The organism is Leptolyngbya sp. AS-A5 (assembly GCF_039962495.1).
Classification (GTDB): domain Bacteria; phylum Cyanobacteriota; class Cyanobacteriia; order Leptolyngbyales; family Leptolyngbyaceae; genus Leptolyngbya.
On the sequence record NZ_JAMPLL010000015.1, the window covers coordinates 84,299 to 99,385 of the forward strand.

16 protein-coding genes, 1 tRNA gene and 1 rRNA gene are annotated in these 15,087 nt (G+C 47.0%); 8 read left to right on the top strand and 10 right to left on the bottom strand.

What is annotated here, in order from left to right; genetic code table 11:
* Window positions 1-70: 70 nt before the first annotated feature.
* Together NC980_RS17120 and NC980_RS17125 are read right to left on the bottom strand one after the other, a co-directional pair.
* Entirely contained in the window at window positions 71-790 is a 720-nt protein-coding gene (locus tag NC980_RS17120) for a (2Fe-2S) ferredoxin domain-containing protein (RefSeq protein WP_190377252.1), read from the bottom strand.
* A gap of 188 nt (window positions 791-978) precedes the next feature.
* Window positions 979-2,397 carry a HAMP domain-containing sensor histidine kinase gene (locus NC980_RS17125; protein WP_190377253.1) on the bottom strand — a complete coding sequence of 473 codons (1,419 nt, stop codon included), beginning with the start codon at window positions 2,395-2,397 and terminating at the stop codon, window positions 979-981.
* A 155-nt stretch (window positions 2,398-2,552) separates the two neighbouring features.
* On the opposite strand from NC980_RS17125, the gene NC980_RS17130 reads away from it, so the two are divergent.
* Window positions 2,553-3,323, top strand: a complete 771-nt coding sequence (locus tag NC980_RS17130) for a DUF1350 family protein (protein ID WP_190377254.1) — start codon at window positions 2,553-2,555, stop codon at window positions 3,321-3,323.
* A 79-nt stretch (window positions 3,324-3,402) separates the two neighbouring features.
* Complete coding sequence (locus NC980_RS17135; protein WP_190377255.1) at window positions 3,403-4,635, top strand: dihydroorotase; 1,233 nt, start codon at window positions 3,403-3,405, stop codon at window positions 4,633-4,635.
* Here the strand turns inward: NC980_RS17135 and lepB are convergent.
* Window positions 4,632-5,225: a signal peptidase I gene (gene lepB, locus NC980_RS17140; RefSeq protein ID WP_190377256.1), complete on the bottom strand. Its 594-nt coding sequence runs from the start codon at window positions 5,223-5,225 to the stop codon at window positions 4,632-4,634. The two genes, NC980_RS17135 and lepB, sit on opposite strands and share 4 nt — an antisense overlap.
* Before the next feature lie 274 nt (window positions 5,226-5,499).
* On the opposite strand from lepB, the gene mug reads away from it, so the two are divergent.
* From mug to NC980_RS17155, 3 genes are all read left to right on the top strand, one after another.
* A complete protein-coding gene (gene mug, locus NC980_RS17145) occupies window positions 5,500-6,057 on the top strand; it encodes a G/U mismatch-specific DNA glycosylase (protein ID WP_190377257.1) in 558 nt (185 codons plus the stop codon).
* A gap of 102 nt (window positions 6,058-6,159) precedes the next feature.
* Window positions 6,160-6,687 (top strand): cytochrome b, encoded by a 528-nt coding sequence (locus NC980_RS17150; protein ID WP_190377274.1) that lies wholly within the window; start codon window positions 6,160-6,162, stop codon window positions 6,685-6,687.
* Window positions 6,684-7,388, top strand: a complete 705-nt coding sequence (locus tag NC980_RS17155; RefSeq protein ID WP_190377258.1) for an SGNH/GDSL hydrolase family protein — start codon at window positions 6,684-6,686, stop codon at window positions 7,386-7,388. The genes NC980_RS17150 and NC980_RS17155 overlap by 4 nt, the downstream gene beginning before the upstream one ends.
* Here NC980_RS17155 and NC980_RS17160 read toward each other — a convergent pair.
* Window positions 7,385-7,567, bottom strand: coding sequence for a hypothetical protein (locus tag NC980_RS17160; protein WP_190377259.1), 183 nt, complete (start codon window positions 7,565-7,567; stop codon window positions 7,385-7,387). The two genes, NC980_RS17155 and NC980_RS17160, sit on opposite strands and share 4 nt — an antisense overlap.
* Before the next feature lie 176 nt (window positions 7,568-7,743).
* On the opposite strand from NC980_RS17160, the gene NC980_RS17165 reads away from it, so the two are divergent.
* Window positions 7,744-8,823: a glycosyltransferase gene (locus NC980_RS17165; RefSeq protein WP_190377260.1), complete on the top strand. Its 1,080-nt coding sequence runs from the start codon at window positions 7,744-7,746 to the stop codon at window positions 8,821-8,823.
* Window positions 8,824-8,826: 3 nt separating this feature from the next.
* On the opposite strand, the gene NC980_RS17170 is transcribed toward NC980_RS17165, so the two are convergent.
* The 4 genes from NC980_RS17170 to NC980_RS17185 all read right to left on the bottom strand — a co-directional run bounded on the left by NC980_RS17170 (window position 8,827) and on the right by NC980_RS17185 (window position 12,506).
* Window positions 8,827-8,911: transfer RNA gene (locus tag NC980_RS17170), tRNA-Ser, on the bottom strand.
* A gap of 24 nt (window positions 8,912-8,935) precedes the next feature.
* The gene (locus NC980_RS17175; RefSeq protein WP_190377261.1) at window positions 8,936-11,164 is read right to left on the bottom strand and encodes a ComEC/Rec2 family competence protein; all 2,229 of its coding nucleotides are present in this window, start codon (window positions 11,162-11,164) and stop codon (window positions 8,936-8,938) included.
* A gap of 313 nt (window positions 11,165-11,477) precedes the next feature.
* Window positions 11,478-11,960, bottom strand: a complete 483-nt coding sequence (locus NC980_RS17180) for a DUF4079 domain-containing protein (RefSeq protein WP_190377262.1) — start codon at window positions 11,958-11,960, stop codon at window positions 11,478-11,480.
* 153 nt (window positions 11,961-12,113) lie between these two features.
* Window positions 12,114-12,506 carry a hypothetical protein gene (locus NC980_RS17185; RefSeq protein ID WP_190377263.1) on the bottom strand — a complete coding sequence of 131 codons (393 nt, stop codon included), beginning with the start codon at window positions 12,504-12,506 and terminating at the stop codon, window positions 12,114-12,116.
* Window positions 12,507-13,031: 525 nt separating this feature from the next.
* Between NC980_RS17185 and NC980_RS17190 the strand changes: the two genes are divergently transcribed.
* Window positions 13,032-13,229 carry a DUF433 domain-containing protein gene (locus tag NC980_RS17190; protein ID WP_190377264.1) on the top strand — a complete coding sequence of 66 codons (198 nt, stop codon included), beginning with the start codon at window positions 13,032-13,034 and terminating at the stop codon, window positions 13,227-13,229.
* Window positions 13,230-13,410: 181 nt separating this feature from the next.
* Here the strand turns inward: NC980_RS17190 and NC980_RS17195 are convergent, their stop codons facing one another.
* Complete coding sequence (locus tag NC980_RS17195; protein ID WP_190377265.1) at window positions 13,411-13,656, bottom strand: DUF4926 domain-containing protein; 246 nt, start codon at window positions 13,654-13,656, stop codon at window positions 13,411-13,413.
* A 123-nt stretch (window positions 13,657-13,779) separates the two neighbouring features.
* Complete coding sequence (gene glyQ, locus NC980_RS17200; protein WP_190377266.1) at window positions 13,780-14,667, bottom strand: glycine--tRNA ligase subunit alpha; 888 nt, start codon at window positions 14,665-14,667, stop codon at window positions 13,780-13,782.
* Window positions 14,668-14,975: 308 nt separating this feature from the next.
* Between glyQ and NC980_RS17205 the strand changes: the two genes are divergently transcribed.
* Window positions 14,976-15,087 (top strand): 16S ribosomal RNA (locus NC980_RS17205); the annotation flags it as partial.

Here is a 15,087-nt window from a genome sequence, read left to right on the forward strand (position 1 = left end):
TGCACAACTTCTACGAGAATTCCCAATCTACACAGAAAAATTGGTTGGGTTTGGGTTAGATGCCTGAGAATTAGACAGTAGCCAATACTGGAGCGGGTTCTAGAACAGTTGTGGATTCTAAAACAGTTGTGGATTCTAAAGCAGTTGTGGATTCTAAAGCAGTTGTGGATTCTACTGGCAGTGTGGGTTCCGTTGCAGGTCTGCTAACCAGTGCAAAATGCTCATCCACTAAACTAGCGACATCTTTCGGATCAACTTTGGTGTAGCGCGTTTTTCCGGGCATAAAGACCACGGGGACTTTCCCGCAAGCTTTCATACAGCCTGTGCCCTTGATTTCGACTTGATCTTCGAGTCCACGATCGCTAATTGCTTTTTCGATCGCGCTACAAACGGCTTTTCCGCCTCGCTTCATGCAGCTTGATTTCTGACACATCAGAATCGCTTCTTTTCCAGGCTTTTGCGGCTTGGGATGGCCGATCTTCGTAGCGTTCACTTTCGCTGCTGCTTGACAAGGAAGGGCTGCCGAAATCGACATTGGCTGAATCCAATACGCCTTAAATTTCAGAGTGTTAGTTTTGCGATCGAACTTCTTCCATCCTCGAATCTGAATCTGCTCTCCGGGAAGTAGCGTTTGCTTGAGACTTGCTCTTGCTAACTTCGTCATTTTGATCGAAAACTCGCCTTCTGAAGTTGCGATCGTCAGTCGCTTGATTTTGTAGCCATCTTTGAAGACGTAGCCGAGAAACTGACCAGAGAAACGAAATTCACCAGGTTGAAGGGCTAGAGTCATGGTTCAAGTGAAAATAACGACTCAGTTATTGCTAAAGATATGCAGTAACCTCTGACAACCAACATACTCGAATTGCTCGGCTTTTGCAAATACTTCTCAATAAAAACCAACGATCGATCTTTGATCCCCAATAGCAAAAATCTCCGGCTTAAGGTCACAAGCCGGAGATCTCAAAGTTTGAATGCTTATTACACTCGTACTTCCGTAGCCGCTTTACTCGGTTCTAATGGCAAGAACAGCGTAAATACTTCACCCTGCTCTGGGCGTTCTCGCACGATCAGCTTTCCGCCTAATGCCTGAAAGATATTCTTAGTAACGTTCAGATTCAAACTCAGGTTGCCTGTTTCGGGTTGAAACATCAAAACTTGTCCCAGAGATTTCAAGAGCGGCATTCGGTGTTTGCTGGAACAATCGACATAATCGTCCTTTGCCTGGGGTTGAAGCTGCAATTTCAACTGATGTCCTGCTAACGACACCTCCACTTGAATCGAACCGCCAGAGGGCAAACTCCGCGCCGATCGTTCAATTAAACTCGTCAACGCCTGATCCAGCATGGTCGGATTGCTCATTACCGAGGGAATGTGCTGCGGCAAAATTACGTCCAGCGTGAGGTTGCGCTGACTCGCTTGTTTTTGCCAACGCGGAATGCTTTGTTCTAGTACCTGTTCTAGCGAAGTTGTCGCCAGCGATGAAATCTTAGTTGCTGAAGTTTCGATTTCGACTGCATGACAGATCAGATTAAAGCGATCTATTTGTTCGCTACATTCGCGATCGATCACTTCCAATCGTTTCACGGCATCTGCGGGTAAGTCTTTTCTGCGTAACAATAACCGCGTGAGTGTCCGAATCGTGGTGAGCGGTGTGCGAACTTCGTGCGAGATTGCTTGCAGCAATTCGACATCTGCACCTGCTAGCACATCGGCAGTTTGCGCCTGCATCGGTCGAGGAGCGCGAATCGTGCGCTTTTCAGATTCTGTGATTGGGTCTGGCAAATAGCTTAGAAGTGCGTGGGTGAACTGCGTGACTAATTTGTATTTGGGTTCGACAGGCGGAAAGGTTTTGTAGAGACGATCGAGCTTGGGAAGATGTCCCGGATTCATCAGCACCACGCGCAGTCTCAAGGTTTGCCAGGCGCGATCGATCGCTTCTGGATCAAACGAAAACTGGAAGGTCGGATCGCCGGAACCGTTTTCACCCTGCACCATTAACAGGCTAAATTCACGAGTCAGTGCTAGACAGAACGGCTGCGATGCGAGCGGATCACCGGGGAGCAGCGCTAGAGTATCAGTCGTTTCACCCTTTGTAATGTTGCCATCGGCAGAAGGTAATTGGAACGGGAAGCCCGAAAACATCACGCTGGGCGTAAACAGCCAAGCGGAGATCTTAGGCACTCTGGGCTGGCTGAGAACTGGGAGTGGAGCAGAAAACACTGCGCCTTCGGTCGATTGCAAGAGGGCTTCGAGTGCAGCGATCGCGCCAAACCACTCCCGCTCTGCTCGCAGTTGTCGAGATGCGACTGAAACGGGCGCTTCAAGTTCAGGAAGATCCAGTATTTCATTACTGGCTGCCAAAATTTCACTCAGGGTTGGGAAGATCCACTCAGACATAACACGACTTTCACTGCGACTACCTTAGAGCGTATCTGGTTTCTCGATTAAAGAAAGATCGTAGAACCGTACCAAATGCAATGCGATCTCCGAAGCCGTTGAATTTTAGAGAATCGGTTTAGGCTAGAGATACCCCCTAATCTTCAATTTCGCTCATGGATTGGCAAGAAATTTCTGGGAATTGGGTTCTCGTTCCCGATCGTCCGATCGCGATTATTCATTTTCTTGGCGGCGCTTTTGTCGCAACGGCTCCACAGTTAACTTACCGCCGTTTGCTAGAGTTTTTAGGTGATCAAGGCTACCTAATCGTAGCGACTCCGTTTGTGAATACGTTTGATCATGCTGAGATTGCAGAGTCGGTTTTGATCAATTTTGAGAAAGCGTTGAACGGTGTGCGATCGCAGTATTCAGTGCGCTATTTGCCGATTTATGGCATGGGGCACAGTATGGGCTGTAAGCTGCATTTGCTGACTGGTAGCTTGTTTTCGGTTGAGCGAGCGGGAAATATTTTTATCTCGTTTAATAACTACGCTGCAAAAGAAGCCGTCCCATTTGTTGAGCAGTTTTCGCAATTTCTAAAACCGCAAGGGATCTCTGTTGAATTTACGCCTTCGCCCACGGAGACGACTGCCTTGATTCGCGATCGCTATTCGGTGCGACGAAATTTGATTATTAAATTTGCGGATGATTCGATCGATCAATCGCTCCCGTTAGCACAGCTTCTAGAAGAGTCCCATCCGGGGCTGATTACCACTCATCGCCTCAAAGGAACGCACCTTACGCCGTTAGGCCCTGATATGAAATGGCAGGTTGGAGGCTCGTTTACGCCGATCGATGCGATCGGGCAGTGGATGCGTCAGGAGATTTATCGGGAATTACATCAGCTAGAAAAAACGATTTTGAAATGGCTGAATCCGTTCGCTTGAATTAGCGCCAAAACGTACTTGAATATTAAACGGGGATTCGGGAGTTGCCCGATCGTCTGTTCTTCAATGATGGAAAATCATGTTTGTTTTGCTTCAGCAAGTCCGATTGCTTGATCCAGTAGCGAATGTCGATCGCGTAACCGATGTGCTACTCGAAGATGGCGTTGTGCGGTCTTTCTCGCCTTCAGAAGTTCCACAAGAAGCGGAGCGGCGATCGTGTTTGGGCTGGATTCTCGCACCTGGATTGATCGATTTGTACAGTCACAGTGGCGAACCCGGATTTGAAGAACGCGAAACTTTGGAATCTTTGCAAGCAGCGGCGATCGCGGGTGGATTTACTCGTCTGAACATTCTGCCGGATACGAATCCTGCGATCGATCAGAGCGCGATCGTCGCTCAAATTCGCACCAAATCTTCGAGAATTAGCTGCTGGGGTGCGTTAACGCTTGGTGTTCAGGGGCAGCAAATGACTGAACTCACGGAACTCGCAGAAGGTGTGATCGGATTTAGCGATGGCAAACCGATTTCAAATTTGGCATTAGTGCGGCGATTGTTGGAATATTTGCAGCCAATGCAGAAGCCGATCGCGCTTTGGGCATCTGACCCAGGACTCACTGGAAAAGGCGTGATTCGAGAAGGCGTAAATTCGATGCGGTTTGGATTGCCGGGAGTGCCAATTATGGCAGAATCCGCTCCATTATCTGCCCTGCTTGAATGTATCGAAGAGATTGGAACACCAGTGCATCTGATGCGAATCTCAACAGCGCGAGGAGTAGAACTTGTGCGATCGGCAAAAGCGCGAGGGGTTCCCATCACTGCCAGTACCACTTGGCTGCATTTACTCCTGAGTACCGATTCTGTACAGTCTTATGATCCGAGCTTGCGACTTGATCCGCCGCTTGGCAACCCGAACGATCGAGACGCTTTAATTCAGGCAGTTTCAGATGGCGTAATCGATGCGATCGCGGTCGATCACACTCCTTACACTTATGAAGAAAAAACCGTTGCGTTCGGAGAAGCACCGTCTGGAGCGATCGGCTTAGAACTGGCGTTACCGCTTTTGTGGTCGAATTTAGTTGAGTCGGGTCGCTGGTCGGCGTTGGATTTATGGCGGAGTCTTAGCGTGCGTCCGGCTCAGTGTTTGGGACAGGACTTGAGCGCGATCGCGCCCGACCAGCCGAGTGATTTAATTCTGTTCAATCCGAATGAAAAATGGACAGTCGATCGTTCCCATCTACGATCGCTGTCCACAAATACCGCTTGGTTCAGTCAGTCCATTAATGGACGAGTGCTGCAAGCTTGGTGTTTCTAATATTTTGGTTCTGGTGCAAGCTCACCTGCACGATTCGGGGGCCAGAACCGGACAACCGCTCTGCCAATAATCTTGTCGCGAGGGACGAAGCCCCAATAGTGACTATCGTAGCTGTTGTTGCGGTTGTCGCCCAGCACGAGATAAGAATCTGGAGGAACCACTTGAGGCCCCCATTCATATTGGGGTGCTTCGTCTTTGCCGATGTAGTTTTCTCGGAGTGGCTGATCGTTCACGTAGACGCGATTGCCTTTGACCTGAACTTTATCACCGGGTAGTCCGATCACCCGTTTGATAAACGCATCGTGGAAATTCTGTTTCTCTAAAGCAGCAGTCGGAGAGAAGACAACAATATCGCCGCGCTGTGGATTATTGAACCGATAACTAATCTTGTCGATGATCAAACGATCGTTGATCTGTAAGGTTGGCAACATCGAACCAGACGGAATGTAGCGAGCTTCTGCGACGAACTGCCGAATCCCGATCGCGAGAACCGCACTTAAACCGATGGTCTTGAGTCCCTCTACCCAGGGATTTTCGTCTTTTTTCTGATGCGCTTTTTTGTTAGGAGCCGGGTTATCCACGCGATTCATATCACCTTAACGACTACAGATTCTAGAGGCTGAAATAGAAACCTTCGTTCCCAGTCTAATCTACACGGGTGGATTTACACTTTCAGTATCAATTCTCCGAACTGTAGCAAGAGGTGCTTACTTTTTCAATCCGATTGACATGATTAAAACTTTTGGCAGTTGAGCGTGATCGCGGCAAATTCAATACCGAAGTTCGAGGACGGGCATTGAGATTTGATGCTTAGAGTTGAGCGTGAATTTCTTAGGATGGAGAAGTTCGCGACTCGCTCTGAAAATGCCTTCAATCTACAAACCGACAAAAGCTGAAGTTCACGCCGCTTACAATACAACGCTGCCGGATATTATTGCGCCAAATCTCAAAGTTCTGTTTAGCGGGATTAATCCCAGTTTGTACAGTGCAGCCGTGGGACACCATTTTGCGCGTCCTGGGAATCGATTTTGGAAAGCCATCCATTTAGCTGGATTTACCGATCGACTCTTATCTCCGTTTGAAGACAGAACCATGCTTGATCGCGGGTTCGGTTTGACCAATTTAGCCGCTCGTGCAACTGCAAGAGCCGATGAGTTAACGAATGAAGACTTAGCGATCGGGCATCAGGATCTCGCCGAAAAACTCGAACAATATCAACCGAAATATCTAGCCGTTTTGGGAGTGAGCGCTTACCGAACGGCGTTTAAGCAACCGAAAGCGCAAATGGGACTGCAAAAAGAGCCGCTACACAATACAACGATTTGGGTCTTACCAAATCCGAGCGGTCTGAATGCTCACTATCAGATCAAAGATTTGGCTGAGGTGTATCGCCAATTTTACGAATTTGCAACACAAAGTTAATCTCAGGCGTCTAGACTTAACAAAAGTTTTAGCTTTGAGAGGAATGCCGTGTCTATCGTTCATGCGCTCAAACCTAGATTGAATAGTGCTTTCAAGCAGTTAATGTCGGTTCATTGGTGGATGAGTGGAGCGTATCTTGTTCTGTTCGTGACGGGAACGTTCATGTCACAACTCGATCGCTCTGTGTCTTATCGGGGTTCGCTGTACGATTTTCATAAGTCGATCGCAGTGCTACCAATGGCGCTGCTGACTTGGCGGATTTTTCTGCTGTTGCAGGTGTGGTGGAAGAAGTACACGAAGCGTCTTCCAAAATTTACGCCTGCTTGGTTTAAAACACTTGCACTGCATACAAGTTTGTACGTATTTATGTGGGCAGTTCCAATCACTGGATTTTTACTCTCAAACTCGTTCCGTCCTAACAATGTCAAATTCTTTGGGATTGTTTTACCGGATCTGTTTCCCCAAAATCCTGCGATGGCGGAAGTCGGGCGTAATGCTCACTTTTGGCTGTCTTACACCTTTTTGGCGTTCATTGTTTTGCATACGATCGCACAATGGAAAGTAGCTCGCGCTCATTGGCGACGGTTTAGCAATTTCTTGAAACTAAAATCTAAAACGGTTCGGACATGAAGCAGGTTTTTTGGAGTGCTATCGTAACGGGGTTATTGATATCAGGGTGTACGCCTGTTGCTTCAGTGGATGGCACTCCAACTAGCATTCGGATCATGCCGCTTGGAGATTCGATTACACAAGCCGATCGCAATCACAATAGTTATCGTCGTCCGTTGTGGCTTAAACTTCGAGCCGCAGGGTATGACGTGAATTTTGTCGGTTCAACAAAGTCTCATTATTTAGGAAATGCGCCTAAATCTGATTTTGATCAAGATCATGAGGGACATTGGGGCTGGGAAGTGGATGAGGTGCTTGCTCAAATCGATCGCTGGTCAGAAGTCGCTAAACCCGACGTTGTATTACTTCATTTAGGAACAAACGATATTCTAGGCGGACAGAGTTTTGACGGTACGATCGCTGAACTCAGACAATTAATTGAGACGATGCGGCAACGGAATCCTCGCTTAAAGATTCTGATTGCACAGTTGATCCCTTCGTCGGGTGGTGAAGCCTTAACCCAACAGTTTAATCAACAAGTTGCGGTGTTGGCTCGATCGATAAATTCTCAAACAAGTCCAGTCATTCTAGTCGATCAATTTAGCGGATTTAATGTGCAGCAAGACACCTACGATGGACTGCATCCAAATGAATCCGGAGAACAAAAAATGGCAAGTCGCTGGTTTCAATCCTTGAACAAAGTGCTGCCTAAAAAGCCCTAACGATTCCATGCATCCCGGTACATAAAATGACCCATCAGAAACAGAATAACTCCTGCTCCTAAAAATAGAATTTGCCAAAAACTTCCAACTTCAAAGCTTAGACCTACGGGCATAAAAGCCGTTCCAAGCATCCACATAACGTATGTGAAATTGCGGCGCGATCGTGATTCAAAATCCATAACGATTAATCAGAACTCTTAGCTTTACCATAGCGATTCCGTCGATCGTCATCCTGTCTCTTGCAGTAGAACTACTCTCTGTCTGGTGTTAGAGATGTTTTCCTTTAGTTGAAGACAGTTGCAAATTAGAAAGCATTCCGCTAAGAATATTTGCAGAGCGCTCAAGGAAGAAATTAATGATCTCGAATCCGCTTGTTTCAGTGATTATTGCTGCTTACAATGCTGAGGCATTTATTTCAGACACGCTAAAGTCAACTCTGGCGCAAACTTACCGCAATTTTGAAGTAATTGTGGTCGATGATGGGTCAAACGATCGCACGGCGGAAATCGTGCGATCGTATATGGCAATTGACGATCGTATTCAACTGATTCAGCAGGAAAATTCAGGAGTCGCGGCTTCTCGAAACTTAGCAATTCGGCAGTCTTCTGGTCTATATATTGCGCCGATCGATGCCGATGATATTTGGTATCCCGAACGGTTAGAAAAACACGTTCATTGTCTAGAAACTGCTAATGAATCCGTTGGATTAGTTTACTCTTGGTCAACCTATCTTACTGAAACAGGCAAGATTAAAGGTTACTCACCTTTTGGTCAGCTTGGAGCAGTTGAAGGAAACGTTCTAGCCGTTCTTGTGTTCTACAACTTTCTCGACAATGCAAGTACGGTGATGTTTCGTCGAAGCTGTATCGATACGGTGGGGGATTACAACACTGAACTAGAAACTTGTGAGGATTGGGATCTGTTTCTCCGGATTGCTGAACGCTATCACTTTGCGATCGTTCCAGAGTATCTCATTGGCTATCGGCAATATAGCGGCAGTATGTCTACGAAATGCACCACAATGGCGCACTTTTACGAATTAATTATGTCGCGAGTCTATGCGCGTCACCCGGAGCTACCCAGTTCGGTTCGTCGATGGGCAAACACCGCTTTTTACAACAACTTACTGAGCAAAAGCTATCTTGCGGGCGATTATCGCTTGATGTTTCGGTGGCTCTATCGCAGTTTGAAAGGAGATTTCGCGCTGTTGCTGCGTCCAGGAATTTATAAAGTGACACTGGTTGCGATTTCTAAAGCTCTAACTCGCCCGCTACGGAATTTTACTTCAAAGCGATCAGTTTCAAAGCCGTTATCCCCTTCAACGATCGCGATCGAAACTCAACTCCCCGCTCCTTCACGGTCCAACGTCTGGAAGCCATACGATTTAGTCATCCGATACCGTTGGCAACAGATGGTCAAAACAACTCAGCTTTAGAAACGGAGAGGGGGGGATTCGAACCCCCGTTGAGTTGCCCCAAAACGCATTTCGAGTGCGCCGCATTCAACCGCTCTGCCACCTCTCCAGGTGCATATGCTCAATTAATATACTACAGGAATGAAGCTTCTGGCTCATCAACTTCTAAAGTTGTCCTAAATCCCTGATTTTTTGACCATTGCAATCCGCCCTCTGCTTGGGTTTGGTAAACCTGAACTTGACCCACCTGCAACTGACGCAATGTTTCAGGGTGAATTGTTCGTGAGTAGGCGATCGCAACACTCGGCTGCATTTGTCCTAACAATTTCGGATGCAATCGCCGCCCCGCCCACCAAAGAATCTCATTACCACTTAAATGATTACCTAACGCTTGCCGCTGAATAGCATTCGGCACGTCTTTCAGCCATAACCAGCGTCGTTGTCCAACGCCAAGCTGTAAAATCGTTGGCTCGATGCTCAATGCTTGAATGTCGATTGTGCCTGTTTTAATCACTTGTCCGGTTGTAATCGGTAAATGCTTGCCTTTTTGCGCTGTTAATTGCTGTATTGCTTCAAGTGAGACGGCTGGCTGTTTTTCACCAGAGAAGTCATAGAGCGATCGAATCGGCAAATCTTTGATCAACGTACTCCAACCTTCTGAAGGAGAAGCTGCCACTGCCCAATCAATTCGGTTAACTCCTTCCTTCTGCAAAAACGGCAGAATCGTAAAGCGCACTGCATCAGCATCACCGCTGTTAATCAATCCAACTCGTCCATGATCTTGAATCACCATCACTGGAGTCTGATTCACGGATAATGCGGTGACTTGTAATAAGTTCGATCGCGTATACCAAGCAGGGATAAATACTAAATTGATTCCAACTAAAAGAAACGCCCACCATTGCCGTTGAAAACGGGAAAATATCCAAGGTGTGCAAATCAATCCATACAGTACGAGCATTAATAGAATTGAAATTGTGCCAACTGCGATCGAATTTCCCGGCAACTGACAAACGAATTTCACAACATTAATTAACCCGTGAGTTGGATAGTACAGAAATGGAGTTGTAAGGCTTGCGATCGCAGGAGAAATCAAATTCAATCCCGCGTTAATGATTCCGCCAATGCTGATAAATGAGATCAACAACGTTGCAGCAACATTCGCTGGAATGCAATAGGGGGAAACGATCCCAAATGAAAATAACTGTAAAGGTAATGTCCAGATAAATGCGGCAATTGGAACAGCGATCGCAGGAACGATAACAGTCGGCAACCAGTCCAACCGTTTTGAAAGTGCTGGAACTGTTACCAATAACCCCAACGTTGCTAAAAAGCTAAACTGAAATCCTAAATTCCAAATCCACAACGGCTCTACGATTAGCAAAATAATCGCTGCAATCAACAATGTATTTAACGGCTTGGTGTATCTTTCCAACAGGATTCCAAGCAGAACCGCAAACCCCATGATCACGGCTCGAAATACCGCAGGCTGCATTCCCGTCAGCCCCATAAAAACGATCAATCCTGTCGCACCCGTTCCAACCTGTACTGCTTTAGGAAATCGCCGCGTCAACGCTAACAACACTCCTAAAATCAGCGTGACTTGAAATCCCGATGCCGCCAACGCATGAGACAGACCAATCTTACTAAAGGCATCTTTAACATCAAACGGGACATCAACCACGCGCCCACCGATTACCATTGCGCTGATGAGCGATCCTTCTACATTTCCAAATTGTTTCGCTTGCGATCGCACGATCTCCCTTTGAATCATCCACCATCCCCAAGTCGGCTTCTGATTCGTGTCGAGTAGTCGAATTGATGTTCCTTTCAGCCCTGCAAAGCTGCCTTCTTGCGCCAAGTATTTCTGAAAATCAAATCCGCCCGGATTCATTTTCGGCTTCGGCTTGTAGAGATTCCCTTGAACGGCGATCGCCTGCCCCGGATATAAGTCTTCTCCATCAATCTTTGATAACGTGACGTAGAGCTTGCCGTCTGCTTTCTGCTCTCCAACCTTTGTCACATTGAGCCAAATTTGTCGATTGTCTCTGCGTGTTAACTTCGGCAGCGATTCAACGATTCCCGATACGGTTACTTCCTCCCGCTCTTTCGGGACAAATTGGCTCACGTCGATCGTGCTTGGTTGCGGTGTCCGAATTTGTAAATAAAATCCCGCCGCCAGTCCAATCACTCCCGCAATAATCCAGACTCTTGCGATCGTTCGTCTCAGCTTCAATCTCGAAAGTACAAGCGCACAAATCACACTAGAGATGAGTACGATCGCGCCTCCAAAGGGCACTGCGGTCATTAGCAATCCGACGATGTAAGCCAGGCACCAAACGACCACACTGGTAGAAGCCATCTTTTACTCTTTGTCATGCAGGATCGTGTTTGTGGTGAATTTGATCAGGTTTCTCGCTGCGATTTGAGCGGCTTCTTGCCCCCTAAATCCCCCATTCTGGGGGACTTTGAAGGCTGGAACACTCCTTGAGTTTAGGGAATCCCTTTTCTCTAAGTCCCCCACACGTGGGGGATTTAGGGGGCAACCCAAATCCACAATCGCAGCGAATTTTCTCAATCAAACTCACGCTGACTTAAGAGTGCCCAAAAATTTCAGTAACCACAAAAAAAGGAGTCAGCCGCAGCCAACTCCTAATCAGCTTTTGCAAATGTTTTTAGATCGAGAGTCCGAGCATAATGCCAAATACACCGTGAAGCAAAACGATTCCAGCGATCGCAGTGCCTAAGTAAGCGTGAAACAGTCTCAACCCTGGCTTATTTCCTCCAAATCCCGCCAGCGAAACTGCTCCATTCAAATACAGCAATCCCAACACCACTATCCCCGTCAAGAAATGCGGACTCTCTAGAATCGACTTCTTCTGCATCACCAGCGACAAGATTCCGCCCGTTGCTCCCAGCGTCATAAACAGCACAACTAACGGCATCAGCTTCCGGTGATCCGCCCGATTCTTTAACGCCACTTCCTTATCTTCTGCTAACCGTCCCCGCCATCCAGCCCAAGCCGAATAGCCTCCCATCACCAAAACCACAATTCCCATCATCACCGGATGTCCCCAATGAATGATCGGTTCTGGCAAATTCAAAGAGCGAAAAAATTGCGCGATCGGCTCCAGCATTTCACTCAAGTTTGTACCCATGTTCTCCCTCTTGCATCATCGTCAAGAAATATTAAGAGCATTTTATGGGAAGAAAGGTTCTAGCGCTGAAATTGAAATCGTTTCCTGATAAAAAAGCGATCGCATCTCCAACATTAGGAAGCGATCGCCGTTGCTCACCTTTTTTTCTTCTACTTATGCGCTTTGCTCCTCGTCAGCCATCCGCGCCGCCTTCGCTCTCATCCGAGTCGCGCTGCTCTTCCGAATCCGCTCACTCTTCCGCATTCCGCCCGCCATCTCATATTCCCGACTATCTTTGCCATACTTGAACGCCACTCCGATTAACATCTTGTCAATGAAGTCGCCCAAGCTTTTCTCTAGTTCATCAATCTCCTTTTTCGACGAGTCGAGCCTTGCTAAAGCGAGATTGTAGTCTTCGAGTCGATCGCGCAATCGATTCATCTGCAAACTCATCTGCACCAGACTCCGCGAATCCCCAAAGTCCATTACGGGATCGACTGCTTTCAATCCAGAGATTCGGAGTTCAGCTTTTTCGAGAATTCGGGAGGTTCGTTTCTGACGAGGCATAAATGCGCTCCTTTGTAAACTATTACTGTCAGCTTGGCTCATTTGTACTGTGTTTCAGTTCAGCAAAAAGCGCGAAGAATTATATTTTCTCTGTTAAGATTCTGAAGCAGTTTGAGTAGCTGTGCTGATAATATTTCTTCTTGCTCAGCGTAATCACGATCGGCTTAGCAAAAATGATGCGTTAAGTTGAAAAAATCGCGACGTTCCTAACGACAAGCGCGATTTTTCTAAGTAAAATTTCGATTTTTTGTTAAAAATCACGATGTTTCTAACGACAAGCGCGACGTTCCTAACGACAAGCATGATTTTCTGTTAGAAGTTGCAGTTTTGGTTAGAGCGAAGGGGAAATGAACAACTTAATGCGATCGCTCCATGCTTTACTTCTTTGGGCAGACTGACTGTAACTCCTCATTGATAATTGATCACTTCAAGTTGCTACAAGAAAAACAAGGAGCAAACATGAGACTCCAAACAAGCTGAACCACTGTGTTATCCTCGCACTAACACGCTTCTAAAGCTATTTGTATGACATATTCATCGCCAGTCTTTCACAGCGATCGTGAAATCCTAGGAGGAACGCCTGTCTTCATTGGAACACGAGTTCCCGTCAAAACTCTGATGGATTACCTCGAAGCAGGCGACTCCCTCAACGAATTTTTGGATCACTTTCCCTCCGTCAGCCGCAATCAAGCGATCGCAGCTTTAGAATTAGCTAAAGACTGAAGTAGCAATTGTTGTAATAGTTGCTTCAACAAATCGTCTACCTGAATTGCTTCCGCTCATCCCTAACGTTTACGATGCGTTAGCTACAATTCAACCAGGCGAAGTAATCGAAATCGCAATCTGAACGAATCTTTAATCCCTATCAATTCTTATTGAAATAACAAAAGCGATCGCACTTTCCCTAAACCGCTTCACCCAATACGCGAGTATGCAAAATCTCATTGCTCATTAGAGGTTCTATTTGCGACTCAGATACGACTAAAACTGCGATCGTTTCCCCAATCGCATTAAACACCTCCAAACTATAGCCATCTTCTCCATTAGCTACTGGATGATGTTCTACGATCGTCGCCACATCCCCTCGCTGCAAATGATGTTTCGGAAAATCTTCTCGCAGCGCAACTCTCGTAAATAACTCAAATGCCATATCTAAACTGAATTAACACAGTTCCAAACTACTAAATTCTATCGCTTGTGCTTTTGTGAGAACTGTTTCATGGAGCGATCGCTAGCAACCATCAACTACTACTTGCGATCGCTCCCTTCCTCTCTAAACCACCTCAACTTTCTCCGTCTTCAACAGCGGAAACCCTAACTCTTCGCGCTGTTTCAAATAAAGCTGCGCTACCTGCCGCGCCAAATTCCGCACCCGTCCGATATACCGCGCCCGTTCCGTCACCGAAATCACCCCACGCGCATCCAGCAAATTAAACGTATGCGAACACTTCAGCACCTGATCATAAGCAGGCAACACCAGCCCACGCTGCATCAGTTGTTCTGCCTCCTGCTCATACAACTTAAACAACGTAAACAGCAACTCCGGATTCGATGCCTCAAAGTTATACGTCGAACACTCAATTTCCCCTTGCAGATGCACATCCCCATAAGTAATGTCATCATTCCACTGAATATCGAAAATCGAGTTCACCCCTTGCAGATACATCGTCAACCGCTCTAACCCGTAAGTAATCTCGATCGACACCGGACGACAATCCAGCCCCCCACACTGCTGAAAATAAGTAAACTGCGTCACCTCCATCCCATCCAACCAAACCTCCCAACCGACCCCCCAAGCACCAACCGCCGCATCCTCCCAGTTATCCTCAACAAACCGAATATCATGATCCTCCGGCGTAATCCCCAACGCCTTCAGCGACTCCAAATAAATCTCCTGAATATTGTCAGGCGACGGCTTAATCAAAACTTGGTACTGATAATAATGCTGCACCCGATTCGGGTTCTCACCATACCGCCCATCCCCCGGACGACGGCAAGGTTCCACATAAGCCACCGCCCAAGGCTCAGGACCGATCGCCCTTAAAAACGTATGCGGACTCTTCGTGCCAGCCCCCTTCTCCGTATCGTAAGGCTGCACCACCAAACAACCCCGCTCCGCCCAAAACCCATTCAGCGTCGAAATCACACTCTGAAAATTCACGATTTCCTATCCTCGTCAACCAAATTCACTTGCCCATTGTCGCGTAAAGCAAGCCGTAGCGGTTGTTTGAGAACAGATTAGAAAAAACTTTCAAAACGCTATTGACACCCTCCTTCTCTTCCGGCTATATTGATTAAGCGGTGAGGGAAGCCGAGCGAAAGCGACGCACTTCATCAGTGCCTGAACCTATACAACAGAATAGTTTAGAAGCCAGAGAAAGGAAAGCCTTCGTCAAGAAAATGTTCCTAAGTGTTTAGGAACCGGAAGGAAAACCGGAAATAATTACCAGAGCTACAAACATCTATTACAACATGGAGAGTTTGATCCTGGCTCAGGATGAACGCTGGCGGTATGCTTAACACATGCAAGTCGAACGGAAGACTTCGGTCTTTAGTGGCGGACGGGTGAGTAACGCGTGAG

Excerpts from the sequence above, each read along its gene's own strand:
- NC980_RS17120 (WP_190377252.1), bottom strand. The coding sequence starts at position 790 with ATGACTCTAGCCCTTCAACCTGGTGAATTTCGTTTCTCTGGTCAGTTT.
- NC980_RS17190 (WP_190377264.1), top strand. The coding sequence starts at position 13,032 with ATGACATATTCATCGCCAGTCTTTCACAGCGATCGTGAAATCCTAGGA.
- mug (WP_190377257.1), top strand. The coding sequence starts at position 5,500 with ATGCCTTCAATCTACAAACCGACAAAAGCTGAAGTTCACGCCGCTTAC.
- NC980_RS17155 (WP_190377258.1), top strand. The coding sequence starts at position 6,684 with ATGAAGCAGGTTTTTTGGAGTGCTATCGTAACGGGGTTATTGATATCA.
- NC980_RS17160 (WP_190377259.1), bottom strand. The coding sequence starts at position 7,567 with ATGGATTTTGAATCACGATCGCGCCGCAATTTCACATACGTTATGTGG.
- NC980_RS17150 (WP_190377274.1), top strand. The coding sequence starts at position 6,160 with ATGTCGGTTCATTGGTGGATGAGTGGAGCGTATCTTGTTCTGTTCGTG.
- NC980_RS17130 (WP_190377254.1), top strand. The coding sequence starts at position 2,553 with ATGGATTGGCAAGAAATTTCTGGGAATTGGGTTCTCGTTCCCGATCGT.
- NC980_RS17180 (WP_190377262.1), bottom strand. The coding sequence starts at position 11,960 with ATGGGTACAAACTTGAGTGAAATGCTGGAGCCGATCGCGCAATTTTTT.
- NC980_RS17125 (WP_190377253.1), bottom strand. The coding sequence starts at position 2,397 with ATGTCTGAGTGGATCTTCCCAACCCTGAGTGAAATTTTGGCAGCCAGT.
- NC980_RS17195 (WP_190377265.1), bottom strand. The coding sequence starts at position 13,656 with ATGGCATTTGAGTTATTTACGAGAGTTGCGCTGCGAGAAGATTTTCCG.
- NC980_RS17175 (WP_190377261.1), bottom strand. The coding sequence starts at position 11,164 with ATGGCTTCTACCAGTGTGGTCGTTTGGTGCCTGGCTTACATCGTCGGA.
- NC980_RS17185 (WP_190377263.1), bottom strand. The coding sequence starts at position 12,506 with ATGCCTCGTCAGAAACGAACCTCCCGAATTCTCGAAAAAGCTGAACTC.
- NC980_RS17165 (WP_190377260.1), top strand. The coding sequence starts at position 7,744 with ATGATCTCGAATCCGCTTGTTTCAGTGATTATTGCTGCTTACAATGCT.
- NC980_RS17135 (WP_190377255.1), top strand. The coding sequence starts at position 3,403 with ATGTTTGTTTTGCTTCAGCAAGTCCGATTGCTTGATCCAGTAGCGAAT.
- lepB (WP_190377256.1), bottom strand. The coding sequence starts at position 5,225 with ATGAATCGCGTGGATAACCCGGCTCCTAACAAAAAAGCGCATCAGAAA.